We start from the raw sequence: 24,679 nt of genomic DNA, 5'->3' as shown, positions 1-24,679 counted from the left end.
ATTTCTCCTCGCGCAGAGCTATTGAAAATTGTTTGCAAAAACAATCTCAAGATATCATGCGCGAGCGCGCCAGGGCCATCGGCCCTGCCGCCCGGAACAGGTCAGATCAGAACGCCGCTTCGGGGAGCTCCATGATGTCGTTGTCCAAATTCTCGACAATGCTCTTGAGCGAAGCGAGCCTCGGCAGGATGTTCTTCGCGAAGAAGACCGCCGAGGCGATCTTGCCCTCGTAGAAGTCCCGGTCGGCGCCGGTGGCGCCGCCGTCGAGCGCCTGGGCGGCGATCTGCGCCTGGCGCTGCAAGAGCCAGCCGATGAGGAGGTCGCCCGCGGCCATGAGGAACCGGACGGTGGACTGCGCGATCTTGTAGCCCTCGGTGGGGTTCTCCATCGCGGCGAAGCCGATCCCGGCGAGCGCGTTGAACGTCGCCTGGAAGTCCCCGAGCGCGGCGCGCAGCAGCTCGCGCGCCTCTTTGAGCCTGCCGTTGCCCGCGCTGGAGTCCACGAACTCCTGGATTTGGCCGGTGATGTGGTTCAACGCGGCGGTTTGGTCGCGGACGATCTTGCGGAAGAAGAAGTCCAGCGACTGGATGGCCGTGGTGCCCTCGTACAAGGTGTCGATCTTCGCGTCGCGGATGTACTGCTCGATCGGGTAGTCCTGCAAGAAGCCCGAGCCGCCGAAGATCTGCAAGCTGTCGGCCAGGTGCGCGTAGCCCTGCTCGGAGCCGAAACCCTTGACGATGGGCAACAGGAAGTCGTTCACCCGGTAGGCGAGGTCCTCGTCCGCGCCGAAGAGGCGCTGCGCCACAGCCGGGTCCTGGTAGGCGGCCGCGAGCAGATAGAGGGCGCGCAGCCCTTCCGCGTAGGCCTTTTGCTCCAGCAGGCTCCGGCGCACCTCGGGGTGGCGCATGATGGTCACCCGGGGCGCGTCCTTGTTGAGCATCTGGGTGAAGTCCGAGCCCTGCACGCGCTCCTTGGCGAACTCCAGCGCGTTGAGGTACGCGGTGGAGAGCGTGGCGATGCTCTTGATGCCGATGAGCATGCGGGCGTTCTCGATCACGTCGAACATTTGCGCGATGCCGTCGTGGACGCCGCCGACCAGCCAGCCCACGGCGGGTTTCCCGTGCTGGCCGAAGGTCAGCTCGCAGGTGGCGGACGCCTTGATGCCCATCTTGTGCTCGACGCCCGTCACGAAGACGCCGTTGCGCTCGCCGCGCTCGCGCTTCTCGAAGTCGTAGTGCCACTTCGGGACGAAGAAGAGCGACAGCCCCTTCGTGCCCGCCCTCGCGCCTTCGGGCCGCGCGAGCACCAAATGGAAAATGTTGTCGAAGTAGTCGCCGGAGGTCGCGCTCGTGATGAAGCGCTTGACTCCCTCGATGTGCCAGGTGCCGTCCGGCTGCTCGACAGCCTTCGTGGTCCCGGCTCCGACGTCCGAGCCCGCGTCCGGCTCGGTGAGCACCATCGTGGCTCCCCACTTCTGCTCCGCGATGACTTTGGACCACTGCTTCTGCTCGTCGGTGCCGAGGGCATAGAGGATGGCGGTGAACGCGGGGCCAATAGCGTAGAAATACACCGCCGCGTGGCTGCCGACGAGCAACTCGGTCAATGCCCAGGTGAGCGCGCGGGGAGCGGGGATGCCGCCGATTTCCTCGGGCAGGGCAACCTGCAGCGCTCCGGAGTCGTAGAGGAGGTCGAGCGCCTTCGCGATTTCTTTGGGCAGCTCGATCTCGTGTTTCTCCGAGTCGAAGACCGGCGGGTTGCGGTCCGGCCCCACCCAGGTGTCGGCGAGCGGGCCCTCGGCCAGCTTGCGGGTCTCGCGCAGGATGTCCTTCACCGCGTCGACGTCGAGATCGCCGTAATCGCCGCTGGCCAGCGTCTCCTCAAGACCGAACAGCTCGAAAAGGTTGAATTCGATGTCGCGCAGGTTTGCCTTGTAGTGGCCCATGATGGCTCCTTCTCAGAACGGATTCCTTATGAAGTTTTTCTCGTGCAGTTTTTTGACCCTTCAGGGCGCTCAGAACGCGGAGTCGGACAAGTCCATGATGTCATTGTCCACACTTTCGACGATGGCGCGGGTGCTCGCGAGTTTCGGCAGGATGTTCTTCGCGAAGAAGACCGCCGAGGCGATCTTGCCCTCGTAGAAGTCCCGGTCGGCGCCGGTGGCGCCGCCGTCGAGGGCTTCGATGGCGATCTGCGCCTGGCGCTGCAAGAGCCAGCCGATGAGGAGGTCGCCCGCGGCCATGAGGAACCGGACGCTGGACTGCGCGATCTTGTAGCCCTCGGTCGGCTGCTCCATCGCGGCGAAGCCGATCCCGGCGAGCGCGTTGAACGTCGCCTGGAAGTCCCCGAGCGCGGCGCGCAGCAGCTCGCGCGCCTCTTTGAGCCTGCCGTTGCCCGCGCTGGAGTCCACGAACTCCTGGATTTGGCCGGTGATGTGGTTCAACGCGCCGGCCTGGTCGCGGACGATCTTGCGGAAGAAGAAGTCCAACGACTGGATGGCCGTGGTGCCCTCGTACAAGGTGTCGATCTTCGCGTCGCGGATGTACTGCTCGATCGGGTAGTCCTGCAAGAAGCCCGAGCCGCCGAAGATCTGCAAGCTGTCGGCCAGGTGCGCGTAGCCCTGCTCGGAGCCGAAACCCTTGACGATGGGCAACAGGAAGTCGTTCACCCGGTAGGCGAGGTCCTCGTCCGCGCCGAAGAGGCGCTGCGCCACAGCCGGGTCCTGGTAGGCGGCCGCGAGCAGATAGAGGGCGCGCAGCCCTTCCGCGTAGGCCTTTTGCTCCAGCAGGCTCCGGCGCACCTCGGGGTGGCGCATGATGGTCACCCGGGGCGCGTCCTTGTTGAGCATCTGGGTGAAGTCCGAGCCCTGCACGCGCTCCTTGGCGAACTCCAGCGCGTTGAGGTAGCCCGTGGAGAGGGTTGCGGTGGATTTGATGCCGACCGTCATGCGGGCGTTCTCGATCACGTCGAACATTTGCGCGATGCCGTCGTGGACGCCGCCGACCAGCCAGCCCACTGCGGGAATGCCGTGCTGGCCGAAGGCCAGCTCGCAGGTGGTGGAGGCTTTGATGCCCATCTTGTGCTCGAGGTTGGTCACGAAGACGCCGTTGCGCTCGCCGCGCTCGCGCTTCTCGAAGTCGTAGTGCCACTTCGGGACGAAGAAGAGCGACAGCCCCTTCGTGCCCGCCCTCGCGCCTTCGGGCCGCGCGAGCACCAAATGGAAAATGTTGTCGAAAAGATCGCCGGAGGTCGCGCCGCTGATGAAGCGCTTGACGCCCTCGATGTGCCAGGTGCCGTCCGGCTGCTCGACAGCCTTCGTGCGGCCCGCTCCGACGTCCGAGCCCGCGTCGGCCTCGGTGAGCACCATCGTCGCGTCCCAGTTCTGCTCCGCGATCACCTTGCACCACTGCTTCTGCTCGTCAGTGGCGATGTCGTAGAGGATCTGGGCGAACGGCACGCCCCAGGTGTAGAACATGGCGGCGGCGTTGGCCCCCCACAACATCTCCGCGCTCGCCCAGCCGAGCGCGCGGGGCGCGGGGATGCCGCCGAGTTCGGGGTCCATGCACAGTTGCAGGGCGCCGGACTCGTTGATGAGCTTGATCGCGCGTTGCAGTTCCTCGGGCAGGTCCGCCTCGAACTTCTCCGGGTCGTACACCGGCGGGTTGCGGTCCGGCCCCACCCAGGCGTCGGCGAGCGGGCCCTCGGCCAGCTTGCGGGTCTCGCGCAGGATGTCCTTCACCGCGTCGACGTCGAGATCGCCGTAATCGCCGCTGGCCAGCGTCTCCTCAAGACCGAACAGCTCGAAGAGGTTGAATTCGATGTCGCGCAGGTTTGCCTTGTAGTGGCCCATTGTGCATGCCTTTCGATTGAACGCGGGAGGGGTTGCGCCACGCTAAGTTACTCGCGAGTAACTTGTGATATTCAAGTTTACAGCACGACGGGAAATGCCGCACCATTGAGGCATGGCCAACCTGCCTGTCGTCGACCTGAGCCGTTTCGGCTCCGAGCCCCGCGCGTTCGCCGCCCAACTGCGAGAGGTCATGCGCGAGGTCGGATTCTGCTACCTCGCCGGGCACGGAGCCTCGGACGGCCTGACCGAGCTGTTCGCCCTCGCCACACGCTTCTTCGCCTTGCCCGAACAGGACAAAGCCGCCATCGGCATGGCCCAGAGCCCGCATTTCCGGGGGTACACCCGCCTGGGCGGCGAGCTCACCGGCGGCCGCGTCGACTGGCGTGAGCAAATCGACATCGGCCCTGATCTCAGCCCGATCCCCGGGGCGCAGGGGCCATGGAACCTGCAAGGCCCGAACCAATGGCCGCCCCAGCTGCCCGAACTGCGTCCCGCCGTCGAACGGCACTGCGCGCGCCTTGAGCGAATCAGCCGCCAGCTCCTCGCCGCGCTCGCGCTGTCCTTCGAAGCCGCGGACAGCCACTTCGACACCGCGTTCCACCCCGAGCCGGACCCCGCCGACCCCGCAGGCTACCGCCCCCAACCGGCGACGCTGCTCAAAATCATCCGTTACCCCGGAGCCAAGACGGGGCCGAACGAAGAGCCAGGGCAAGGCGTCGGCGCGCACAAGGACTCCGGCGTGCTCACCCTCCTCGCGGGCGCGCCAGGCTCAACGGGATTGCAAGTCGACGTGCCGGGCCAAGGGTGGACCGACGCGCCGACCGTCCACGACGCGCTGATCGTGAACATCGGCGAGTTGCTGGAAGTCGCGACCTGCGGCTACCTGCGCGCCACCCGGCACAGAGTCCGCACCCCGCCCGAGGGCGAAGAGCGCCTGTCGATCCCGTTCTTCTACAACCCGGCGCTCGGCTCGTCGCTCCCCACGCTCGACCTGCCCCCCGAACTCGCCCGGCGCGTGCGGCCGGTGGAACCAGAACCAGACAACCCGATCTTCCTCACCTACGGGCACAACGCCTGGAAATCACGCGTGCGCGCCCACCCAGACGTCGCCGCACGCTGGCACAGCGCCCCCGCAAGCGCCAGTGCTGACGAGCGAACCAGGGGTGACGCGGGCGGCTGAGCCCTCAGGCCTCGTCGCCGCCGACAGGATCGCCCGTGCACGCCGCCATGAACCCCACCGCCGCGTCGTTGTACCCGTCGATCACCGGGTCCACAAAGGCGTAGTCGTTCGTGCCGAGCGCGTCGAACAACAAACGCATCTGGTGGACGAGCTCCTCGCTCTTCTCGGTGATCGGGCCGGGCTGGCTGAAGCTGCTCACCGAATCAAGGCGGCTGGCAGCGACCCGCAACGAGTTTTCCGCCAGCCAAGCGAACTTGCCGACCGCCGCCCGTTCGGCCTTGCCCTCGTCAGTGGCGTTGGCGTACTCGCCGAGCGCCTCGACGAACGACTGCATGCTGTTCTTGACGTCGACCACGCCGCGCTGCCCTTCGTCGCACACATCCCGCACGTCCGCCACCGCCGCGGCAGCGCCGCACGCACCGGTCAACGCGAGAACAACACCGGGCAGCACCCCGGCGGACCAGGCGCGCGCAACAGGGCGGCGGCGAGCAATGTTCATGTGGCGTGTCTCCTCAATCCTGGCGCAGAGCACTCCGGCGGCGGAGCCGCCCGACGATCAGCGCGCCACGGCGACCATCCGGACTGTACAGCACGCCGCGAGCCAAGCGTAGGCTGGAAAAATGAGCACTCTCCTCGACACGCCCGTCACGACACTGCACGGCCAATCGACCACGCTGCGCGAGTTGGCGCAGCCGTCCGGCCCGGTCCTCGTCGTCAATGTCGCCTCCAAATGCGGGCTGACCCCACAGTACAAAGCCCTCGAAGAGCTGGCGGAAAACTACGGCCCCAAAGGGCTGACCGTCGTCGGCGTGCCCTGCAACCAGTTCGGCGGACAAGAGCCCGGTTCGGCCGAGGAAATCCAGACGTTCTGCTCCACCACCTATGGCGTGACATTCCCCTTGCTCGAAAAAGCCGAGGTCAACGGCGAAGGGCAACACCCGCTGTATCGCGAACTCGTGCAGAAAGCCGACGCCGAGGGCCACGCGGGCGCTGTGCAGTGGAACTTCGAGAAGTTCCTGATCGCGCCGGACGGCTCCGTCTCGGCCCGATTCCGCCCGACGACCGCGCCGCAGGCCCCAGAGCTGACCGCCGCGATCGAAGCATTGCTGCCCGGCGCGTGAGCATGGCCGCGCAGACCCGCGTCGCGCTCGGCGGTTTTCGGCAGATCGGCCCGCTCGCATGGGCCATCGACAAAGCAGGCGCGCGCCGTCTCGGCGTCAGGCATCTGCGGATCATGCAAGCCCTCGGCCGCAACAAGCGCCTCTTCCCTTTTTTCGTCGGGTACACCGGGTACTTCCAGGGGCTGTCGAAGATCAAACTCCGCAACGTGGAACTCGTGATCCTGCGGGTGGCGCACCTGCGAGGCTCGGCCTACGAATGGAACCACCACGTCCGGCTGAGCGCCCGCGCAAAAATCACCGCGGCCGAGCACGAACGCGTCGCCGAAGGCCCCGGCGCCGCAGGGTGGAGCCCGAAAGAAAAAGCACTGCTCACCGCTGTTGACGGTTTTGTGCGGCAGAAATCGCTCGGCGACGAGGACTTCGCCGAACTCGCCCGGCACTTCGACGAAGCTGAGATCATCGAGATCCTGCTGCTCACCGGAGCCTACGACTCCCTGGCCACCACCATCGACATCATCGGCCTCCAAAGCGAGTACGAGGACTGACCGGTCCGCGCCGAGCGGTATGCTTCCCGCCCGTGACCGCTTCTCCCGCCAGCCACCCCCAGCAAGCCGCTTGCGTGCAGATCCAGCTTCGATTCGGCGACATGGACGCGCTCGGGCATGTCAACAATGTCGCCGTGCTCCGCGTCTTCGAAGAGGCCCGCGTCCGCCTTATCTCCGGACAGCTCCGCTTAGAAGGCGTGAGCGCGCTGGTCGCGCGGCAGGAAGTGGAATACCGCGCTGTGCTGGAGTACACCGGAGCAGATGTGCGCGTCCACGTCTGGACGAGCCGCATAGGCGGATCGAGCTTCGACCTGTCCTATGCGTTGGAGGACCACAACGGTCAGGTCACGGCCGTTGGGACCACGACAATTGTGGTCATCGGCGAAGGCGGGAGGCCCGTGCCCCTTCCCGCCGAGGCGCGGTCGCGGTTCGGCGAAGTGTCCGGCCCTCCTGTCGAATTCCGAGGCCGCTGAGCCCCGGACGCCCCCGGCGACAAGGCCCAACGCGCCCCGTCCGAACGCTCAGCGGCGCGGGGCTCCAGCGGCTTCCAGAGTGTCTTCGAGTGATTTGGTCCCCTTGTTCGGCCCCTGTCCGGTGACCGGGTGGCCGCTGTTGTCGAACCTGAAACCGCCCCGGGGGAAATGGGTTCCGGCTCCTGGGCGGTCGAGCGTGTCGCTGGCTTTCGGTTTGGGCGGAGTGGGCGCGTTCGACGCGGCGGCGCCGGCTGCCGAGCCGAACGCAGCGGCGCACACGGCCACCAGGCTCACGGCGAGGTTCCTGCACGTGTTTCGGCTTCTCATTGTGTCATTCATTTTTTGGACAGGCTGGCCTTTCTCACTCCCTCGCATGCCTCCCTCGGAAACATGTCGTTACGCCTATGTTAACGCCGTATTGACGAGTCGTGTTCCCGCTTCGCCCGCTCAGCCTGGTAACACTGGTCACAGCACAGCCCTGGGGCCGGTCTGCGACACAGTCCTCCAAGAATTCGGCGGTCAGCCCCAGCCCAACTCGTGAAGCTTCTCGTCATCGACGCCGAAGTAGTGCGCGACCTCGTGGACGACAGTGATCGCGACCTCGTCCACCACATCGTCCTCGCTGTCGCAGATCTCCAAAATCGCGTCCCGGTAGATGTGGATGACGTCGGGCAGCGACCCGCCGTAGTCGGAGCCGCGTTCGCCGAGCGGAACGCCCTCGTAGAGCCCGAGCAGATCCGGCTCTTCAGGATTGCGGTCCGCGATCAGCACCACGACGTTGTCCACCGCCCTGGCGAGCTTGGGGGGGATGAGGTCGAGGGCTTCGCCCACGAGCCGCTCGAAGCTCTCGGCGCTGATCTGCACGGGCACCCGATCAACGGTACTGTGAGATGGTGAAGGCAGTCATCATTGGCGCTGGGATGGGCGGCACAAGCGCGGCCCTGGCGTTGCGGCACATCGGATTCGACGTCGAGATCTACGAGCAAGTGCGGGAGAACAAGCCGGTCGGAGCAGCGATATCGGTCTGGTCGAACGGGGTGAAGTGCCTCAACCATCTTGGTTTGGAGGCACAAACCGCGAAGCTCGGCGGAACTATGAACAGCATGTCGTACATCAACGGGCTGAGCGGCGAGGTGATGTGCCGGTTCAGCATGCTGCCGCTGATCGAAGCCGTCGGGCAGCGGCCCTACCCGATCGCCCGCGCGGAACTGCAACTGATGCTCATGGAGAAGTTCGGCGTGGACGAGATCCAGTTCGGCAAGAAAATGACCGCCGTGGCCGACGGGGCGGACGCGGCGAGCGTGCGGTTCGCCGACGGGTCGAGCGCCAGCGGCGACATTGTCATCTGCGCCGACGGCGCGAAATCCGTGGGCCGCGACTATGTTCTCGGCCGCTCGACGCAGCGGCGGTACGCGGGATATGTCAACTTCAACGGCCTCGTGGCGGTGGACGAGGCGGTGGGCCCGGCGACCGAATGGACCACCTACGTCGGCGAGGGCAAACGGGTTTCAGTGATGCCGGTCGCGGGGAACCGCTTCTACTTTTTCTTCGACACGCCAGAGCCGGAGGGGCTGGTGTTCGAGCCGGGCACGGCGAAAGAAATCCTCGCGGCGAAGTTCGCCCATTGGACGGGCGGCGTGCGCGCGCTGATCGAAGCCATCGACCCCGCCGCGGTGAACCGGGTGGAGATCTTCGACGTGGACCCGTTCGACACCTGGGTGCGAGGGCGCGTGGCGCTGCTCGGGGACGCGGCGCACAACACCACGCCGGACATCGGGCAGGGCGGTTGCAGCGCGATGGAGGACGCGGTGGCGTTGCAGTTCGCGTTCCAAGACCATCCGAACGATCCGCATGCCGCGTTATTGGCGTACCAAGCAGCCAGGACGGAGCGGGCCGGCGAACTCGTGTTGCGCGCCCGCAAGCGCTCCGACGTGACGCACGCCATGGACCCGGCGGTGACGCAGGCATGGTACGACAAGCTGCGCGAGGAAGACGGGTCGAGCATTCTTCGGGGCATTGCCGACAACATCATGGGCGGCCCGCTCACCCCGTCACCGTAACGATTGGAACAGGGCTTTCGCCTGGTCCTTGTCCCAGAGGACGACATTGCCGACGTCCGTGTTCGCGAACCCGCTGATGGGCACCGCAGTGGCGTCGACCGGGCCGTTCAGCGCCTTCGCGAGTTCGCCGAGCTGCCAGACATGCACGCTGTCGTCGAACACCACGTCTTCGGTGGCCGCGTGCCACAGGGCGCTGATCCGGGACGGATCGGCCAATGTCCAGGGCGAGCCGAGTTTGGCCATGAGCGAGCCGATGAGCGCGCGTTGGTGGAGCATCCGGTCCAGGTCCGCCCTGGGGGTGGCCCTGGACCGAGACACGCCAAGGGCCTGGGCTCCGTCCAGGCGCTGGCAGCCCTGCGGCAGATCGATCCCGGCGAGCGGGTCGTTGATCGGCTCGTCGAGGCAGACGTCCACGCCGCCAACGGCTTGCACCAAATCGGCGAGGCCGCCGAAGCCGATCTCGGCGTAATGGTCGAGCCGGACCCCGGTGGCCAATTCCACGGTCTGGGCGAGCAAACGCCCCCCGCCCCGGGCATACGCTGTGTTCAGTTTGTTGCGCCCGGACTCGCCGGGGATCTGCACCGACGAATCCCTCGGCAGGCTCACGACGGTGGCGGGCCCCGAGTCGGGGACATGGATCAGCAGGACCGTGTCCGAATGGGCTGGGCCGACGTCCCCGCCGGTCGCCAGCTGCTCCTGTTGCCGCTCGGAGAGCGCGATCCGCGAGTCAGATCCGACGAGGAGCCAGTTCGTGCCGCTGGCCGTTTCGGGCCTGCCCGGATAGTCGTCCAACACGTCCGAGCGCCGCAGCTGCGTGTCGAGCGCGAAAGCCGCGACAGCGAGGCCGGCGGTCAGGACGAGGACTGCGGCGGCGAGCCGCCTCACGAAGCGCCCGAGCCAGCGCGTCACACCCGGTCGGTGAGCGAAACGTACGGTCGTTCGGGCTGGCCGGTGTAGATCTGGCGGGGACGGCCGATCTTGAGCGGCCCCGAGTCGTGCATCTCCCGCCAGTGCGCGATCCAGCCGGGCAGCCGGCCCAGCGCGAACAGCACAGTGAACATGCGGTCAGGGAAGCCCATCGCGCGGTAGATGAGCCCGGTGTAGAAGTCGACGTTCGGGTACAGCTTGCGCGAGACGAAGTACTCGTCGGTGAGCGCCGCCTGTTCGAGCTCTTTGGCGATGTCCAACAACTCGTCAGTGACTTTGAGCTGGTTCAAGATCTGGTCGGCGGTCTGCTTGACGATGGCCGCGCGCGGGTCGTAGTTGCGGTACACGCGGTGACCGAAGCCCATGAGCTTGATCCGGGTCTTTTTGTCTTTCACTTTGGCCAGGAAGTCCGACGCGCTCTCGCCGGAGGCCTTGATCTGGTCGAGCATTTCCAAGACCGCCTGGTTGGCGCCGCCGTGCAGCGGCCCCCACAGCGCGTTGATCCCGCCGGAGACCGAGGTGAACAGGTTCGCGTTCGAGGACCCGACCAGGCGCACCGTGGAGGTGGAGCAGTTCTGCTCGTGGTCCGCGTGCAGGATGAAGAGCATGTCGAGCGCTTTGACCACGTTCGGGTCGATGTCGTACGGCTCGGCGGGGAAGCCGAAGGTCATCCGCAGGAAGTTCTCGACCAGGTTGAGCGAGTTGTCCGGGTACAGGAAAGGCTGGCCGACCGATTTCTTGTACGCGTAGGCCGCGATAGTGGGCAGCTTGGCGAGCAGACGGAGCGTGGACTGCTCCACCTGGGCGGGGTCGGAGGGGTCGACCGAGTCCGGGTAGTAGGCCGAGAGCGCGTTCACCGCGGAGGAGAGCACCGGCATCGGGTGCGCGTCGCGCGGGAAGCCGTCGAAGAAGCGTTTGAGGTCCTCGTGCAGCATCGTGTGCCGCGAGATCTTGTGGGCGAACTCCTCCAGCTGCGCAGCCGTCGGCAGCTCCCCGTAGATGAGCAGGTAGGAGACTTCGAGGAAGGTGGACTTCTGCGCCAGCTGGTCGATCGGGTAGCCCCGGTAGCGGAGGATGCCGTGCTCGCCGTCGATGTAGGTGATCGCCGACTTCGTCGAGGCGGTGTTCATGAAGCCTTCGTCGTAAGTGACGTAACCGGTGGAGGCCAAAAGGTCGCCGAGCTGGACGCCAGCGTTCCCCTCCACCGCCGGGGTCACAGTCAGCTCTTTCTCACCGCCTGGGTAACGCAATGTCGCAGCGCCGACCGCGTTCTGGTCGGTACGCTCTGCGGGCTGGGCTACGGACACGGGGGCTCCTTCACCGTCCTGGGCCGGACCACTCGTTCGGCCTTTGGTGTGTACCAAACTAACCGGCCCGTGCCAACTGTTCTACTCGAGGGTAGCTTGATTTTGGTGGACACGAGCCGAACAGGCCGCGCGCGATGCGGGTGATGCAGGCGGGCACGAACGCGCTGTTGATCGAATGCGAGGGCCAAGAACAGGTCTTTGCGCTGTACAAACGGTTGCGTGCGGATCGCAGGTTCGTGGAGGCGGTCCCCGGCGACCGGACGCTGCTGGTGGTCGCGGACAGCGATATTCGTGACACGGGCCTCGTTGAAGAGGTCCACGCGACAGAGATCCATGTGACGGCCGAACCGCCGGGCCCGGTCGTCGTGGTCAAAGTCCGTTATGACGGACCAGACCTCGCCGAGGTGGCCGAACTGACCGGCATGTCGGTCCGCGAAGTCGTGGACGCGCACACCGGGTCGGCGTGGACGACGCAGTTCCTCGGCTTCAGCCCCGGCTTCGCGTACCTCGCCAACCCCGAGGCCGGGCTCGCCGTCCCGCGCCGGGAGTCGCCGCGAGCGCGCGTCCCCGCGGGCGCGGTGGCCCTCGGCGCCGCGTATTGCGCCGTGTACCCCATGGCGACGCCGGGCGGATGGCGGCTGATCGGCGCCACGGACGCGCCGATGTGGGACCCGAGGCGCGACCCGCCCGCGTTGCTCGCACCTGGCTCGACGGTGGTGTTCGAGGCGGTCACATGACAACGGAGCGCAGCGCCTTGGTCCTGGCGACCGGGCCATTGGCGTTGTTCCAAGACCTCGGCCGACCCGGCTTGGCGCATCTCGGGGTGCCGCGCTCAGGAGCGGCCGACCGGGGAGCCTTGGCCACCGTGAACCAGCTCCTCGGCAACGATCCCGCAGCCGCCGCGATCGAGTGCTTGTTCGGCGGGTTCTCGTTGCGGGCCGAGGCGACATTGGAGCTTCTGCTCGCAGGAGCCCCCGCGCCGGGGACGGTGGACGGCGCGCCCGTCGAGCGCCTGGCCCGATTCGAGTTGCGCACAGGCGAAACCTTGGAACTCGGCATGGCCCCCGTCGGAGCCCGCGTCTACATCGGAGCACGAGGCGGGTTCGAGGCGCCGCGCTCCCTCGGCTCACGCTCGACATGCACGCTCACGGGGCTCGGCCCGGCGCCGATCCGCCCGGGCGGCCGGATCGCGGTCGCAGAGCCCGCGCCGCAGGCCCCGCCGTGGGACTTCCTCTCGCTCGGTCCTCGGCCCGGCGGCGGGCCCGCCGTGCTGCGCGGGCGGCTGGGGCCGAGAGCGGACCGGGTGGCGGGCTTGGACCTCGCCGCCCAAACATGGGTGGCGCAGGAGCAGAGCGACCGGGTCGGCGTGCGGCTGCGCAGCTCCGGCGCCGGCCCCCGTTGGCGTTTCGAGCCGCAGCGCAGCGAACCTGTCGCCCATGGCTCGGTGCAGGCGACGCCGTCCGGCGAGCTGATCTGCTTTCTCGCCGACCATCCCACCACTGGCGGCTATCCGGTGGTGGGCGTGCTGGACGAGCCCGCCGTGGGCCTGGTCGCGCAACTGCGCCCCGGCGAGCACGCGCGTTTCGCCCTGTCCTGAACTCGGCGCCGCCGCGGCCATCACGCCGCGCTGGCCGCGGCGGACCCAGAACGCCGGTCAAAGATATGGTGCAGGTCACCAAAATCGCGGGGGCCAGAGTGTGCTTCTGTTGCGTATGGGACTACACTGGCGGACCTATGCGAATTCCGCTGTTTGCTTCCTTTTTCACAGCGGCGGCGATGCTCTGCTCCGCGACTCCCGCCGCCGCCGCTCCGGAGAGCCCTTTGCTCTCTTCGGACGAGTTGAGCGACATCGTCGGCGCCGACCTGTCCGCCGACCTGTGGGAGCTCACGTCGCCGAACGGCCCGAGCCAGACCACCCCCGTTGAGTGCCGGACCATGAGCAACGCCACCACCACGCTGGTCTACGGCGCGTCGTGGAGCAGGTACGCGGGGGCGGGCTACGCCGACGGGGAAGGCAGCGCGTACCGCACCGTGGCAGGCCAGATCGTCGGAGTGTTCCCCACTGCGAAAGCAGCCTCCGACGTGTTCGCCGCCCTCGTCAAAGGGCTGCGCTCCTGCGGGTCGAAAACTTCCGTCGAGCATCGCTCAAGCGGGGACCTGACCTGGCGCAACGCGGTGGATCAGATCACCGCGGCCGGAGCGAGCTGGCACAGCCTCTTGGACAACAAACCACGATGGCGGTGCTCGCTCAACGCCCGGCTCGACGAGACCGCCGTGGTGGAGGCTTCGGTCTGCGCGTTCATCGACCCCAATTCGGCCGAACAGGCAGCCGCGCTCGCGAACAAAGTCGCAGCCATCGCGAACGAGCTCGTCGCACGGGCGGACTAGGGCGGGCCGCCCTACGGTTGCAGGCGCGTCGCCCGCCACTGCCCGTCGGCCAAGGCCAACAACACGCGATTGTGCAGGCGGTTCGCGCGACCCTGCCAAAACTCCACTTCGAAAGGCACGAGCCGATAGCCGCCCCAACCCGGGGGCAACGGCACCGGCTCGCCCTCGGGGAACCGCTCGGCCGCCGCGCGCAACTGCGCCACAAGCGCCTCCCTGGACGCAATGGGCCGCGACTGCTCGGAGGCCCAGGCCCCGAGCTGGCTGCCCCTTGGGCGGTTCGACCAGTAGCCGATGGAGCAATCGTGGTCCAGCTTGCGGACTTCGCCGCGCAGATGCACCTGCCGGGAAAGCCCGTACCAGGGAAACGTGGCCGATGCGTGCGGGCAGGCGGCCAACTGCCGCCCCTTCGCGGAGGCGTAATGGGTGTAGAAGTCGATTCCGTCCGCGGAGATTCCTTTGCACAAGACGGAACGGCTGTGCGGGCGGCCCGCGTCGTCGACCGTGGCGAGCACCAGGGCGTTCGCGTCCGGCAACCCCGACTCCCAAGCCTGGGCGAGCCAGTTCTGCAGCAGCTCGGGCCAGCCGGCCTGGACGTCCGCGACGTCCAAATCCGGGGACACATCCGTGTATTCCTCGCGAAGGTCGGGCAAAGGCGGCGGGCCTGCCGTTGGATCGACGGTCATTGCTTCAGCTTAGGCGAGGTAGGCTGATCGCCGTGACTGCTCTTGAGATTCCCTCCGGCCTCAAACCCAAAGACGGACGTTTCGGCTCCGGCCCCTCGAAGGTCCGCCCCGAGCAAATCCAGGCCATCGCGGCGAGCGCCGCGACCGTGCTCGGCACGAGCCACCGCCAAGCGCCGGTCAAGAACGTGGTCAAACGGGTCCGCGCGGGGCTCAAAGAGCTCTATTCCCTGCCGGACGGCTACGAGGTGCTGCTCGGCAACGGCGGCGCGACGTTCTTTTGGGACGCGGCCGCGTTCGGGCTGATCCGCGAGCGGTCCCTGCACCTTTCTTTCGGCGAGTTCAGCGCGAAGTTCGCGAGCGTCGTCGCCAAGCACCCCGACCGCAAAGAACCGGTGGTCGTGCAATCCGACCCTGGTTCGGCTCCTGCCGTGCCCGACAGCGCCCCCGCCGAACCGGTGGACGTGCTGGCCTGGGCGCACAACGAGACCTCCACCGGGGTGACGGTGCCGGTCGCGCGCCCGAGCTGGGCCAAAGACGAGCTTGTCGTCATCGACGGCACCTCCGCCGCCGCCGGCGTGCCGCTCGATGTGACGCAGACCGACGTGTATTACTTCTCCCCGCAGAAAGGCTTCGCCTCCGACGGCGGCCTCTGGCTGGCGCTGCTCTCCCCCGCCGCCATAGAGCGGGTGAACGAGCTCTCCGGGCGTTGGGCCCCCGAGTCGATTTCCTTGCCGACCGCGCTGGAGAACAGCACGAAGGACCAGACGTACAACACTCCTGCCGTCGCGACGCTGGTGCTGCTCGCCGAGCAGATCGAATGGATCAACGGCCAAGGCGGGCTCGCCTGGTCCACCGCGCGCACCAAGGACTCCTCGTCGCGCCTGTACGACTGGGCCGAGCAGAGCGAGTTCGCCACGCCGTTCGTCACCGACCCGGCGTTGCGCTCCCCCGTGGTCGCGACTATCGACTTCCACGAGGAGGTGGACGCGGCGAAGGTCGCGAAGACGCTGCGCGAGAACGGCATCGTGGACACCGAGCCGTACCGCAAGCTCGGGCGCAACCAGTTGCGTTTGGGCGTGTTCCCGGCCGTGGACCCGGAGGACGTCACCGCGCTGACCAAAGCCATCGACTGGGTCGTCGAACGGCTCTGAGCCGTTCGGGGCCTTGCGCATGGGGCGCGCTGGGCCCCGTCCGGGCAGTTCTGGCCGGCCTCAGCCGATCACCCGGATCATGTACGGCGCCATGCCTTCCGAGCGCACCGGCGAGATGGTCACAACCGGATTGGTGGCCTCCAACATCTGTCCGTTGCCGAGGTACATGGCGACGCTTTCGGTCCCGTTCGGGCCGTAGAAGATCAAGTCCCCCGGTTGGGCCTGCTGCGGCCAGACCGAACGGCCTGCTTTGTTGTACTGGTCGGTCGAGGTGCGCGGCAGTTTCACCCCGGCGCCCGCGAACGCGTACACCATGAGGCCGGAGGCGTCGAAGCCGACGACGCCCGTGCCGTTCGGATTGCCGGTGGGCCCTTGCGCGTTGCCGCCGCCGTACACATAGGGCATGCCGCGCTGCGCCAGGGCACGGGCGATGGCCGTGCTGACCGACTGCTGCTCGTCGTTCACCGGATGGTTGACCGGTTCGGCGAGCGCGAAGCTCTTCGCTGTGCCCAAAAACACCAAGCCGGCGATCATCGCCGCGGGGACGCGTCTCATAAGAACCTCACTCCAGGAGCCAATGTTGACCACACCGGTCACTTGGGTTCTTTTCTACAATGCGAAGCCCCGCGCCACCAGCTGCGCGGGCAAATGCGGCCAAGGATTCCCCGGACCGTGACATGACAGCGATTTCTGCGGCGTGAGCAGTCAAAACCGGCGGGCCGAAGCAGACCCGACGGCCCGCGCGCACGCAGGCTCTACGCCCCGGCCTCCTCTTCGTCCGGGGCGCGGAGCAGAAAGGCGAGGGGAGCCGCGACGCAGTACGTCGCCGACAACGTCAGCACGATCACGGTCGTGGCGAACTTGCCGGAGCCCAGCAGCGTGAGAAAGAGGCTCACAATGCCCGGCCCGACGAAGTAGGAGGCCCCGGCCCCAAGGTTGAGCATCGCGATCGCCCCGCCCCGGTTCTCCGGGGCCAGCTGCGGGACGAGGGCGGAAATCGGCACAAACCCGCCGAGAGTGGCCCCGTACGCGCCGCCGAGGACCAGGATCAGCCAGAACCGGTCCGGGCCAACCAGCGGGGTGAGGAAATAGAACAGGCTGAACGTCGCCGCGCTGCCGACAGCCCCGAACCACGCGATGGTCGGGCGCCACCCGATGCGGTCGGACAACGCCCCGAAGACCAGATTGAAACCGACGTTCGTGCCGAAAATGACCGCGACCAGCAGCAGCCACTTCTGGCTTCCGGCAATCGGGTCTCCTTTGCCGAGCAGATTGGTGTAGACGCTCGGGAACAGCACCAGAAGCGCGTACTGCGGCGTCGTGTTGATCATCCGCACCAGCACGCCCAGCGCGACTTTGGGATGGTGGTAGGCGACGGTGAAGCTGGACAGCAGGCTTTTGAACGGGCGCCCGCCCGCCCCCGCAGTGGGCTCCGCGCCCCTTTTGTCGCGCACGCCGAACAGGGCCAGAAAGGCCCCGGCCGCGAGGATGCCGACCGCCAGCCACAATGTGCCGAATTCGCCGCGCTCCTGGTCGCCCTGGCCGAAACCTGGAATCGCGAAGCTCGCGACGAGCGAGCCCAACGTGGGGAAGCCGCCGGTGAACGCGAAATAGAACCAGCCCACCGCGGTGCCGAGGCGGCGTTTGGGGGTGACCGCGGTGATCCACACCAGGAACCCGTAGGCGAACAGCGGATAGCCGAAGCCCCGGACGCAGTAGCCGAGCGCCATGAGCGGAAAATTGTGATCCATCGCCGCGAGGAGGAAAACAACGTCGAAGACCAGCCAGATCCCGAAGCCGGCCCACATGACCTTCTTGGGGCCGAACACTTGCGAAAGCGCGCCCGCGAGCCAGGACGCGGCGGCGACCGCGACGCCGTAGCCGGTGATGAGATAGGCGGCCACCGCCTTGGCGCCGCCGCCGTGGCTGGCGATGAAGGGGGTGATGAACCCGGATTCCACCCCGTCGCCGATCATGAAGAACAACAGGCCGAGGAAGCCGAGGGCGAGGGTCGGCGGAATCCCCGCCTTCGAACTCGCGCGCGCTGCGGCGATGCCCATTTTTGTCCTCGCGCCGAGCGCTTCGTCCTCCCCGAAGCCGAACGGAGTCCCTCCCGCAGAAGGCGTTTGGGCCTTCTCGATCGTCTGGACTTTTTCGGCTGTCGGCGAAGGCACAACTTCCTCCAAAAGGATTGTTCGATCTGCACGCTGCCCATTCACCCTAACGGACCCCGAAGGCGTTCCCCAAAATATGTGAGCGCCACAACAAAAGAATTTTGCATGCTTGAAAAGTGAAGGAATTACTGAAAAGAACAATTGACGAGGAGCTTTTGCGAGCGGCGGGCGCAATTCCTCGGCTCGCCCGAAGGGCTATTATTTTACGCATAAGTAGCATGGGCGCGCTTGCGCCCGAAGAACTCACGGCACAACAAACCGCCGTCGCGATCCGGGCCGAACGGCTCGACCCGCCCGAAGCCGTCGAGGCCGCCCTCGCCCCACGCCGAAGCGAAAGCCCGCCTCGGCGCCTTCATCCAACTCGCCGAAGAGCCCGCGCGCAGCAGCCAAAAGCTCGCGGGGCGCATCGCCGCAGGAGCCGCCCAGCCACCTCGCATGAGGGCGAAACGACCTCAGCCGTTCGCCTTGTCCCGCCACGCGATGATCTCCCGGACCGCCGCGACCTTCTCGGGGTCGTCCAGCCGGTAGTCGACATTGAAGAGGGTCACGCCCGCCGCGACGTACGCGTCGGCCTGCTCGGCTCCCGGCCAGTTCTGCGAGATCTCGACGGCGTCGGCGGCGCGGCCGTTCTGCTCCAAAAGACCCGTCAGAATGTCTTTCTTGCGATGCAGCGATTCCAAGTCGCTGAACGAGTGCCAAATATCGGCGTGCTTCGCGACCAACGGCAACGTCTTCTTCTCACCACCGCCGCCGATCAAGACAGGGATATGCCGGGTCGGAGCCGGGTTGAGCTTCGCGAACCTCGCCGTGATGCGCTCCAAGCTCTCCTCGAACAGCTTGAACCGCGTGGTGAACGTGCCGAACTCGTAGCCGTACTCGTCATAGTCCGGTTTGTACCAGCCCGCGCCCAAGCCCAGGATGTGCCGACCGCCGGAAATATGGTCGATGGTCCGCGCAATGTCCGCGAGCAAGTCAGGATTGCGGTACCCGACTCCCGTGACCAAAAGCCCCAGCTCCGGCCGGCTCGTCTGCTCCGCCCACGCCGCCAACGCCGTCAGCGGCTCGAAATTCGGCAAATCGGGCTGCGGGTCGGCGAGCTCCGGCACGCCGTCCTTGAAGCCAGTCACCTCTGGCGGGAAAAAATGGTCGTAGCCGAACAAGATGTCCGCCCCTGTTTCCTCGGCCGCCGTGACCTGGTCTCGAACAGCGCTGTAGCTGGCGAGCCGGGTCGGCGGGATGAAGAGGCTGACTCGGATAGGACGGGGCATGGGCTTTCCTCGCTCACACTATCGGGGCTGGCACACTGGGTGCTGGCACAATCCTGGGCCGACATGACGTGACATATGAGGAACGCCGCGTTCCGGCGAAACTATTCCCGCGGCCGCAAACTCCCTGCCCAGCGCGCTGGCAGGACAAGGCCGCTCACGTCCCTCTGCCTCGTCAGGAGTGCAGCACCACGCTGTGCTCGACGGGCGTGCGGTCGACGCGGAAGCTGTTCTCCAACGCCGACTCGTCCGGTCGGCCGAACGAAATCCCGAAGAGCAGCTTGTGCTCCTCGGAGATCCCGAGCACCTCGCGCACCGTGTTGGCGAAGTGCCCGAGCATGGTCTGCGGGATGCCGCCGAAACCGCGCGCGACGAGCGAGAGCAGGAATGTCTGCGCGTACATGCCGATGTCCGCCGCGACCCGGACGCTGTCCCCGACGACCGGCAAGAACAGGAACGCCACATGCGGGGCGTTGAAGAACCCCAGGTTGCGCAACATGAGCTTGCTGCGGCCCTCGGCGTCGTCCCGCGACACGCCCATCGTCTCGTAGTACACCTGCCCGAACTGCCTCATATGCTCGAGCAGCACTTCGTTCTGGCCGTATTTGGGGTCGAAGGAGAAATCCAAGCTCGTCTCGCCGCGCGCGGCCGCGTCCAACAACGCAGCGCGGAGCTCGTCGCGCTTGGCCCCGGAGACGATGTGCACGCGCCAAGGCTGCGTGTTGCTGTTCGACGGAGACCGCTGCGCGTCCCCGAGCACCCCGTCGAGCTCCTCTTTCGACAGGGGCTCCGGCAAGAACGCGCGAACCGAATGCCGGGCCCGAACGAGTTCGGAGAAGTCCAGAATTTCTGCCATGAACAGTGTCCTCGCGTTTCTTTCGTCTCACGAAACAGTATAGGCAAGCTTGCCCTCATAACCGGGGGGATAGGATGTCGGAGATGAGCAACACAGTGAGCAGGCGCCCGTACGCGCCGAGGATGCCCGCGGAGCAACGCCGCGAGCAGATCCTCGATGCCGCGTTGGCGCTGATCTGTTCGGGCGGCATCGAAGCGGTCACCGTCGACGCCGTCGCAAAATCCATCGGCGTGACCCGCCCGGTGGTGTACAGCCAGTTCACGGATTCCAACAACATCCTGCGCGAATCGCTCAAGAGAGAAGGCAACCTCGCGATCGCCCAGCTCGCCGCGATCGTCCCGAAGAATTTGAACGACGCGGAACCGACAACCGTGCTGACCGATATGACCCGGTCGTTCCTTGAGACGGTGCTCTCCTCCCCCAATCGGTGGCGGTCGATTCTGCTCCCCGCGTACGGCGGCTCCCCGCCCGCGTGGCAGAAGTTCAAAAAACGCGCCGAGGCGACCGCCTTCGAGGTGCTCACCGGTTTTCTGAAAACCTTGGCGGGCGCGAGGCAAAAAGACATGGACCTCGAATTGGCGGCGCACGCGTTGCTCCGGGCATGGGAGGAGGCCGGCAGGCTCGTCCTCGCCGACCCCGAGGTGTACACCGTCGAGCGGCTGACGACTTTCTACAGCGCGCTGTTCTCATCCCTGGTCACCACGCCAAAACACAAGCCGTAGCCGCCTCGGCGCGGGAGCCGCGGCGGCGGGGCGCTGGCTCTGGGCCGACGCCCACGCGCCGCCCGGCGTCCAGACCCTGCGCCCGTCGATCACTTCGGCGAGGAAACCGCAGCCGTCCCGCCAGGCGAGACGAGAGCGACCGTCGGCGGGGCCGGAAACAGCGACCCGGGCGCCCACGGACAGCACCGCGCGCGAAGCCTCCTGCGGCCTCAGCCACGGCTCCAACCTCGCGCGGCGGTCGCCGCGCTCATGCACCCGCACCCGCACGCACGGCTGGCGGCGCAACGCCCGCTCGACAGAGCGGCCCGCCGCGTCCTCGGTGATGAGCCAGAGCACTCGCGCGCCCGCGCGCTCCCGAGCCTTGGTGCGTCCCGCGAAATCGGTCGCCCAGCGCTGCACCTCGATCACGAGACGGGCTCCGGGCACGTAGAGGTCCGCGTTCGTCTCGTGATGCTCGGGAATCGACTCGTGCCCGAGCGCCGCGCAGATCCGGCGGAGGCGCTCCTGCATCCAGCGGTGCTGCGCGGACATCGGCCCGCCGCCAGCGCCGGGCCTGGTGAGCGTGTGCGAACAGCCTGCGGTTCGCCCGGTCTGGCCTGCCAGGCTGGGCAGGTCGACCAGCCATCTGGTGCCGCGCTCGTTCTGCCGCACCACGGTGAACGGCGCGCCGCACCCTGGGACCGGACAGACCAGCGAGCCCGACGGCTGCGCCCGCATGACAGCCCAGTCCTGTTCGTCGTACACCCACAGCGCCCTCGACCCCGGCGGGCCGTCGCGCAATCGGGCGAGCTGCTTCGAATCCTCCCGCATGCCGCCCACCGTACGGGAGCGCGCCGACAAGAACCGGGAGCGTCCGAGCCGGACGCCGCCGCGCACCAGGCCCTCTGGCCGCTACTGGTGTTCGGGGCTGTAATCGCCAAAGCCGTTGTGGCCAGGCGGATACGGGTCGCCGTTCTTGCCCTCGGGGTCGGTCTCCGGGTCGTGCGGGGCGTAGTAGTCGCAGGACTGGCCGACGCCGAACCGGTACTCGCCGACCGCGTCGGTCACTTGTTGCCTCTGGTCGTCCGTCAACTCGGCGTCCGGTTTGTCGAACCAGCTGACGAACGCGGCGGCCTTGGCGAGGAATTCCGGCAGCCCCTTGTCCGCGTCCTCATTGCCCAATGGCTTGCCGGTCTGCGTGAGCACCTTGCGCAGGGAAACAGCGTCAGCCCGCATGAGCTTGAGCAGGTCCTTTTGTTTGGGGGCGAGGATTTCGGGCGGATCTGCGGGGTTCAGCTCGCCGAACTGCCGGTCCAATGTCGCCAATCTGCGGTCGAGGGCGATCAGCCCTCGGCACGCCACGTCGCCGTCCGGCGGGGCGGCATGCGCCGCGGGCACGCCGACCAGCAGCGCCACACTGACAAGAAGGAAGGGCCGGGATCGCACGTGCTGCATCAGGACACTCCTGGGATGTTGCGGTTGACGGGGAGCACGACCCAGCTCGGGGAGTCGGGGTCGAGTTCGAGCAGCTGGGGGGCCAGGCGCATGTCGTCCATCAACGGCCAGATCGGGATCGACTTGGGGAAGTTGCTGGCGAACACGTCCACGCGCAACCGGTGCCCCGGCTCCAACGTCGCGTCGGTGGGGACGACCCCGACGTCGATCGGCGTCGGGTCGCCCGGCTCGACCGGGCGCCAGTTGGCGAAGTCGAGGACCGGGTACGGGTCCACGACGGTGCCGTCCGGCAGGCGCGTGGTCTTGGACTCGTTCAAGCCGCGCAGCGAGACCACGAGCTGGCCGGTGGAGAGGACTGTGGACTGGCCGAACTCGTCCACGTCGTTGACCGTCACATCCCAATACCCGTCCTTGTTCTGTTGCACCGTGTTCAGGTGCACCGCGATGGGGCCGGAGATCACCGTCTGCTCCTCGACCGGGGCGCTGGTGAAGGTCAGGCCGTTGAGCTCCGCGATCCGCGAGTCGATATGGCAGGCGTCGATCCAGGCCATGAAACCGAGGAAGGGCTGGTTCATGTCCCGCGAGCACATGTTCGTCAAACCGAACGAGATCCAATGCCCGTTCTCGTCCTCGTCGGGCTGTTCCGCGAGGGACCCGTCGAGCATCGAGAACGCGGTGGACATCGCCTGCTGGCCGGAAAGGTACAGCTTCTGGTACTCCATGCCTTTGCGCGGCCACTCGTCGGCGTTCGTCCACACTCCGCTCCCGCCGGACTGGCTGAAGAAGGTGGCGGGCGCGAATGTGTCGATCCCGTTGTCAATGCCTTTCAGCCAGTGGTCGAACCATGCTCGGGCGAGCACGTCCATTCTCGGCGGGTTCGGGTATTTCCCGAGGCCGGATCCGGTCGTGAAGTGGTACCAGTCGCCGATGAGGACTTTCTTCTCGCTCGGCGGCAGCGGCAACTCGTTCAGGAGGCGCACCTCGCTGTTGACGAAGAGGTCGTGCCAGCCGCCCACCACGAAAGTGGGCACGTCGACCTTGCTCACGTCGGTGATCAAGTCCTTGCGCCACGGGGAGGTTTCGTCCGCGAAATTGGCAACATCCAGGGGAATCCGATGCGGGTCGCCTTCGCTCAGCGCCTTGTCCCGCCACGGCGAGCCTGTCCTGGCAATGGCGACCAGGATTTGGCCCATGCTCTGGCCTTGCGCTTGGCGGCGCTGCACCTCCTGCAAGATCGGCGAGTCCTCGTCAAGGGAGTCAAGGTAGTACTCCGCCACTTTGTCGATGTCCGGGGTGTTCAACGCCTGGGCCAGAAGGTCGAGCTTGACGAAGACCTCTTTGCGCCGGTCGTCGGCCCACTGCCAGTCGTAGGTGCCCCCCGCGCTGGCCGACAGGTCCGGGAGCACTTTCATGAAGTTGATCAGCGACAACCAGTAGGGCAGGAAGCCGACGCCGACGCCGCCGCCCGGGGCCACCACGTCCGCGACGAGGTCCGCGCTCGGCACGACGGGGAAGAGCGCCTTGAGGCCCTTCGGATGCTGTTGGGCCGCTTGCAGCTGGTTGATGGCGGAATACGAGACACCGGTCATCCCGACCTTGCCATTCGACCACGGCTGTTCCGAGGCCCACTCCACGACTTCCTTGTCGTCGAGCTGCTCGCGCTTGCCCAACACCTGCCAGGTTCCCTGAGAGAAGCCGGTGCCGCGCTGGTCGACCACCACCTGCGCGTAGCCCGATTGCAACAGCCTGCGGTCGACGCCGAGCTCCTGGAAGAACCCGGAGTTGAAGCCTTGCAGCAACTGTTCGAGCCCCTTCAGGCCGGGCGGCATGTACATGTCGCCGAAGAAGTTGACCCAGTTCTCCCCGTAATGGGGGATCATGATCGAGTCGATGGCCATCGAGGCCAGCTTGGTGTACGGGGTGATGTTCACGATCACCGGCAGCTGTTCGTCCACCGGTGTGCCGTCGTCGTTGAGCGGACGGTAGACGTTCGCTTTGAGCACCGTTCCGTCGCTCATCGTGATCGGCACGTCCCAGTCGATCCCGATGTTCGTGTACTGCAGGTCGTTCTCCCAGGTGTCGGACCACTGGTTCTCCAAGTCGCCCAGCGTGAACTGGTCCGGATACTTCGGATCGTTCGCGTCGGCGGCCTCCCGCTCGTCCACGTCCACGTCCTGCGCGGACGCCTCGTCGTCGGCGTCGTCGGGAGCCTCTGCCGCGAGATTGGCCTCGTCGTCCGCTTCCGCGGCGACACGGGCGTTCGACGCGATCAGGCCGCTGTCGCGCAATGGGGCGATGGGCGCGAACGCCCCTGCCCCTTCCGAAGACGCGGCGGTCTCGTCCGCCGACGCTGCCGCGCTCGCGGTGAGCCAAGCAGCTGCCGTCAACCCGGCGCTGGCGAATCCAGTGCCGAGCCAACGCGCGAAACAGCGCGCAAATCCATTGTCCATGTGCATCCTTCACAGCTGGAGTTTCATAAAAGTTGGATGAACCATAACAGATTTCCAGTGATTTGTGTAACGATGTAATAACCAAAGTGGGACGGT

General features: G+C 66.7%; 26 protein-coding genes. 10 read left to right on the top strand and 16 right to left on the bottom strand.

The features are described from left to right. Nucleotides 1-106: 106 nt before the first annotated feature. Nucleotides 107-1,942 carry an acyl-CoA dehydrogenase gene (locus SROT_RS01015; RefSeq protein ID WP_013137141.1) on the bottom strand — a complete coding sequence of 612 codons (1,836 nt, stop codon included), beginning with the start codon at nucleotides 1,940-1,942 and terminating at the stop codon, nucleotides 107-109. Nucleotides 1,943-2,011: 69 nt separating this feature from the next. Further along, nucleotides 2,012-3,847 (bottom strand): acyl-CoA dehydrogenase, encoded by a 1,836-nt coding sequence (locus SROT_RS01010; RefSeq protein WP_013137140.1) that lies wholly within the window; start codon nucleotides 3,845-3,847, stop codon nucleotides 2,012-2,014. A 112-nt stretch (nucleotides 3,848-3,959) separates the two neighbouring features. Between SROT_RS01010 and SROT_RS01005 the strand changes: the two genes are divergently transcribed. Continuing rightward, nucleotides 3,960-5,027: an isopenicillin N synthase family dioxygenase gene (locus tag SROT_RS01005; RefSeq protein ID WP_013137139.1), complete on the top strand. Its 1,068-nt coding sequence runs from the start codon at nucleotides 3,960-3,962 to the stop codon at nucleotides 5,025-5,027. A gap of 4 nt (nucleotides 5,028-5,031) precedes the next feature. On the opposite strand, the gene SROT_RS01000 is transcribed toward SROT_RS01005, so the two are convergent. Continuing rightward, the gene (locus tag SROT_RS01000; protein WP_013137138.1) at nucleotides 5,032-5,526 is read right to left on the bottom strand and encodes a hypothetical protein; all 495 of its coding nucleotides are present in this window, start codon (nucleotides 5,524-5,526) and stop codon (nucleotides 5,032-5,034) included. 121 nt (nucleotides 5,527-5,647) lie between these two features. Here SROT_RS01000 and SROT_RS00995 point away from each other — a divergent pair, with 121 nt between their 5' ends. Genes SROT_RS00995 through SROT_RS00985 form a run of 3 tightly spaced genes read left to right on the top strand, consistent with a single transcriptional unit; the run spans nucleotide 5,648 to nucleotide 7,166 of the window. Continuing rightward, on the top strand, nucleotides 5,648-6,148 hold the full coding sequence (locus SROT_RS00995) for a glutathione peroxidase (RefSeq protein WP_013137137.1): 501 nt from the start codon (nucleotides 5,648-5,650) through the stop codon (nucleotides 6,146-6,148). Between the two features lie 2 nt (nucleotides 6,149-6,150). Then, the gene (locus tag SROT_RS00990; RefSeq protein WP_013137136.1) at nucleotides 6,151-6,693 is read left to right on the top strand and encodes a carboxymuconolactone decarboxylase family protein; all 543 of its coding nucleotides are present in this window, start codon (nucleotides 6,151-6,153) and stop codon (nucleotides 6,691-6,693) included. 32 nt (nucleotides 6,694-6,725) lie between these two features. Then, a complete protein-coding gene (locus SROT_RS00985) occupies nucleotides 6,726-7,166 on the top strand; it encodes an acyl-CoA thioesterase (RefSeq protein ID WP_013137135.1) in 441 nt (146 codons plus the stop codon). A 48-nt stretch (nucleotides 7,167-7,214) separates the two neighbouring features. Here the strand turns inward: SROT_RS00985 and SROT_RS00980 are convergent, their stop codons facing one another. Next, nucleotides 7,215-7,460 (bottom strand): hypothetical protein, encoded by a 246-nt coding sequence (locus tag SROT_RS00980; RefSeq protein ID WP_013137134.1) that lies wholly within the window; start codon nucleotides 7,458-7,460, stop codon nucleotides 7,215-7,217. Between the two features lie 225 nt (nucleotides 7,461-7,685). Continuing rightward, nucleotides 7,686-8,036, bottom strand: a complete 351-nt coding sequence (locus SROT_RS00975) for a metallopeptidase family protein (protein WP_013137133.1) — start codon at nucleotides 8,034-8,036, stop codon at nucleotides 7,686-7,688. 20 nt (nucleotides 8,037-8,056) lie between these two features. Between SROT_RS00975 and hpxO the strand changes: the two genes are divergently transcribed. Then, nucleotides 8,057-9,226 carry an FAD-dependent urate hydroxylase HpxO gene (hpxO, locus tag SROT_RS00970; RefSeq protein WP_013137132.1) on the top strand — a complete coding sequence of 390 codons (1,170 nt, stop codon included), beginning with the start codon at nucleotides 8,057-8,059 and terminating at the stop codon, nucleotides 9,224-9,226. On the opposite strand, the gene SROT_RS00965 is transcribed toward hpxO, so the two are convergent. Continuing rightward, the gene (locus SROT_RS00965) at nucleotides 9,218-10,135 is read right to left on the bottom strand and encodes an LCP family protein (protein ID WP_013137131.1); all 918 of its coding nucleotides are present in this window, start codon (nucleotides 10,133-10,135) and stop codon (nucleotides 9,218-9,220) included. The genes hpxO and SROT_RS00965 overlap by 9 nt on opposite strands. Next, on the bottom strand, nucleotides 10,132-11,460 hold the full coding sequence (locus SROT_RS00960; RefSeq protein ID WP_013137130.1) for a citrate synthase: 1,329 nt from the start codon (nucleotides 11,458-11,460) through the stop codon (nucleotides 10,132-10,134). The genes SROT_RS00965 and SROT_RS00960 overlap by 4 nt, the downstream gene beginning before the upstream one ends. A 134-nt stretch (nucleotides 11,461-11,594) precedes the next feature. Between SROT_RS00960 and SROT_RS00955 the strand changes: the two genes are divergently transcribed. The 3 genes from SROT_RS00955 (at nucleotide 11,595) to SROT_RS00945 (ending at nucleotide 13,848) form a co-directional block, all read left to right on the top strand. Then, nucleotides 11,595-12,197: a 5-oxoprolinase subunit B family protein gene (locus tag SROT_RS00955; protein WP_013137129.1), complete on the top strand. Its 603-nt coding sequence runs from the start codon at nucleotides 11,595-11,597 to the stop codon at nucleotides 12,195-12,197. Next, nucleotides 12,194-13,057 (top strand): 5-oxoprolinase subunit C family protein, encoded by an 864-nt coding sequence (locus SROT_RS00950; RefSeq protein WP_013137128.1) that lies wholly within the window; start codon nucleotides 12,194-12,196, stop codon nucleotides 13,055-13,057. The genes SROT_RS00955 and SROT_RS00950 overlap by 4 nt, the downstream gene beginning before the upstream one ends. A 137-nt stretch (nucleotides 13,058-13,194) precedes the next feature. Continuing rightward, nucleotides 13,195-13,848, top strand: coding sequence for a sensor domain-containing protein (locus SROT_RS00945; RefSeq protein WP_041406803.1), 654 nt, complete (start codon nucleotides 13,195-13,197; stop codon nucleotides 13,846-13,848). A gap of 11 nt (nucleotides 13,849-13,859) precedes the next feature. On the opposite strand, the gene pdxH is transcribed toward SROT_RS00945, so the two are convergent. Next, on the bottom strand, nucleotides 13,860-14,531 hold the full coding sequence (gene pdxH / locus SROT_RS00940) for a pyridoxamine 5'-phosphate oxidase (RefSeq protein ID WP_041406801.1): 672 nt from the start codon (nucleotides 14,529-14,531) through the stop codon (nucleotides 13,860-13,862). Nucleotides 14,532-14,563: 32 nt separating this feature from the next. Here pdxH and serC point away from each other — a divergent pair, with 32 nt between their 5' ends. Then, entirely contained in the window at nucleotides 14,564-15,682 is a 1,119-nt protein-coding gene (gene serC, locus SROT_RS00935; RefSeq protein ID WP_013137125.1) for a phosphoserine transaminase, read from the top strand. A gap of 60 nt (nucleotides 15,683-15,742) precedes the next feature. On the opposite strand, the gene ripD is transcribed toward serC, so the two are convergent. From ripD to SROT_RS00910, 5 genes are all read right to left on the bottom strand, one after another. Continuing rightward, nucleotides 15,743-16,237, bottom strand: a complete 495-nt coding sequence (gene ripD / locus SROT_RS00930) for an NlpC/P60 family peptidoglycan-binding protein RipD (RefSeq protein ID WP_013137124.1) — start codon at nucleotides 16,235-16,237, stop codon at nucleotides 15,743-15,745. A 200-nt stretch (nucleotides 16,238-16,437) separates the two neighbouring features. Next, entirely contained in the window at nucleotides 16,438-17,856 is a 1,419-nt protein-coding gene (locus SROT_RS00925; protein ID WP_013137123.1) for an MFS transporter, read from the bottom strand. A 203-nt stretch (nucleotides 17,857-18,059) separates the two neighbouring features. After that, the gene (locus SROT_RS00920; protein ID WP_013137122.1) at nucleotides 18,060-18,293 is read right to left on the bottom strand and encodes a hypothetical protein; all 234 of its coding nucleotides are present in this window, start codon (nucleotides 18,291-18,293) and stop codon (nucleotides 18,060-18,062) included. Between the two features lie 15 nt (nucleotides 18,294-18,308). Then, nucleotides 18,309-19,124 (bottom strand): LLM class F420-dependent oxidoreductase, encoded by an 816-nt coding sequence (locus tag SROT_RS00915; RefSeq protein ID WP_013137121.1) that lies wholly within the window; start codon nucleotides 19,122-19,124, stop codon nucleotides 18,309-18,311. A gap of 172 nt (nucleotides 19,125-19,296) precedes the next feature. Further along, on the bottom strand, nucleotides 19,297-19,977 hold the full coding sequence (locus SROT_RS00910) for a nitroreductase (RefSeq protein WP_013137120.1): 681 nt from the start codon (nucleotides 19,975-19,977) through the stop codon (nucleotides 19,297-19,299). 83 nt (nucleotides 19,978-20,060) lie between these two features. On the opposite strand from SROT_RS00910, the gene SROT_RS00905 reads away from it, so the two are divergent. After that, nucleotides 20,061-20,699, top strand: coding sequence for a TetR/AcrR family transcriptional regulator (locus SROT_RS00905; RefSeq protein ID WP_013137119.1), 639 nt, complete (start codon nucleotides 20,061-20,063; stop codon nucleotides 20,697-20,699). On the opposite strand, the gene SROT_RS00900 is transcribed toward SROT_RS00905, so the two are convergent. The 3 genes from SROT_RS00900 to SROT_RS00890 form a co-directional block, all read right to left on the bottom strand. After that, on the bottom strand, nucleotides 20,664-21,509 hold the full coding sequence (locus SROT_RS00900; RefSeq protein ID WP_148223292.1) for a hypothetical protein: 846 nt from the start codon (nucleotides 21,507-21,509) through the stop codon (nucleotides 20,664-20,666). The genes SROT_RS00905 and SROT_RS00900 overlap by 36 nt on opposite strands. Before the next feature lie 81 nt (nucleotides 21,510-21,590). After that, entirely contained in the window at nucleotides 21,591-22,133 is a 543-nt protein-coding gene (locus tag SROT_RS00895) for a hypothetical protein (RefSeq protein ID WP_013137117.1), read from the bottom strand. After that, nucleotides 22,133-24,583 (bottom strand): CocE/NonD family hydrolase, encoded by a 2,451-nt coding sequence (locus SROT_RS00890; protein ID WP_013137116.1) that lies wholly within the window; start codon nucleotides 24,581-24,583, stop codon nucleotides 22,133-22,135. Before SROT_RS00890 ends, SROT_RS00895 begins: the two co-directional genes overlap by 1 nt. Nucleotides 24,584-24,679: the final 96 nt, after the last annotated feature.

Source organism: Segniliparus rotundus DSM 44985 (assembly GCF_000092825.1).
Lineage (GTDB): Bacteria > Actinomycetota > Actinomycetes > Mycobacteriales > Mycobacteriaceae > Segniliparus > Segniliparus rotundus.
Note: the sequence above shows the minus strand (reverse complement) of the source record. Positions and strands in the feature narration are given on the sequence as shown.

What these genes read in the sequence shown, in the direction of transcription:
- SROT_RS00945 (WP_041406803.1), top strand. Translation starts at nt 13,195, where the DNA reads ATGCGAATTCCGCTGTTTGCTTCCTTTTTCACAGCGGCGGCGATGCTC.
- SROT_RS00920 (WP_013137122.1), bottom strand. Translation starts at nt 18,293, where the DNA reads ATGCGAGGTGGCTGGGCGGCTCCTGCGGCGATGCGCCCCGCGAGCTTT.
- SROT_RS00905 (WP_013137119.1), top strand. Translation starts at nt 20,061, where the DNA reads ATGAGCAACACAGTGAGCAGGCGCCCGTACGCGCCGAGGATGCCCGCG.
- SROT_RS00915 (WP_013137121.1), bottom strand. Translation starts at nt 19,124, where the DNA reads ATGCCCCGTCCTATCCGAGTCAGCCTCTTCATCCCGCCGACCCGGCTC.
- SROT_RS00950 (WP_013137128.1), top strand. Translation starts at nt 12,194, where the DNA reads ATGACAACGGAGCGCAGCGCCTTGGTCCTGGCGACCGGGCCATTGGCG.
- SROT_RS00995 (WP_013137137.1), top strand. Translation starts at nt 5,648, where the DNA reads ATGAGCACTCTCCTCGACACGCCCGTCACGACACTGCACGGCCAATCG.
- SROT_RS00955 (WP_013137129.1), top strand. Translation starts at nt 11,595, where the DNA reads ATGCGGGTGATGCAGGCGGGCACGAACGCGCTGTTGATCGAATGCGAG.
- SROT_RS00895 (WP_013137117.1), bottom strand. Translation starts at nt 22,133, where the DNA reads ATGCAGCACGTGCGATCCCGGCCCTTCCTTCTTGTCAGTGTGGCGCTG.
- SROT_RS00910 (WP_013137120.1), bottom strand. Translation starts at nt 19,977, where the DNA reads ATGGCAGAAATTCTGGACTTCTCCGAACTCGTTCGGGCCCGGCATTCG.
- SROT_RS00900 (WP_148223292.1), bottom strand. Translation starts at nt 21,509, where the DNA reads ATGCGGGAGGATTCGAAGCAGCTCGCCCGATTGCGCGACGGCCCGCCG.
- SROT_RS01000 (WP_013137138.1), bottom strand. Translation starts at nt 5,526, where the DNA reads ATGAACATTGCTCGCCGCCGCCCTGTTGCGCGCGCCTGGTCCGCCGGG.
- pdxH (WP_041406801.1), bottom strand. Translation starts at nt 14,531, where the DNA reads ATGACCGTCGATCCAACGGCAGGCCCGCCGCCTTTGCCCGACCTTCGC.
- SROT_RS00990 (WP_013137136.1), top strand. Translation starts at nt 6,151, where the DNA reads ATGGCCGCGCAGACCCGCGTCGCGCTCGGCGGTTTTCGGCAGATCGGC.
- hpxO (WP_013137132.1), top strand. Translation starts at nt 8,057, where the DNA reads ATGGTGAAGGCAGTCATCATTGGCGCTGGGATGGGCGGCACAAGCGCG.
- ripD (WP_013137124.1), bottom strand. Translation starts at nt 16,237, where the DNA reads ATGAGACGCGTCCCCGCGGCGATGATCGCCGGCTTGGTGTTTTTGGGC.
- SROT_RS01010 (WP_013137140.1), bottom strand. Translation starts at nt 3,847, where the DNA reads ATGGGCCACTACAAGGCAAACCTGCGCGACATCGAATTCAACCTCTTC.
- SROT_RS01005 (WP_013137139.1), top strand. Translation starts at nt 3,960, where the DNA reads ATGGCCAACCTGCCTGTCGTCGACCTGAGCCGTTTCGGCTCCGAGCCC.
- SROT_RS01015 (WP_013137141.1), bottom strand. Translation starts at nt 1,942, where the DNA reads ATGGGCCACTACAAGGCAAACCTGCGCGACATCGAATTCAACCTTTTC.
- SROT_RS00890 (WP_013137116.1), bottom strand. Translation starts at nt 24,583, where the DNA reads ATGGACAATGGATTTGCGCGCTGTTTCGCGCGTTGGCTCGGCACTGGA.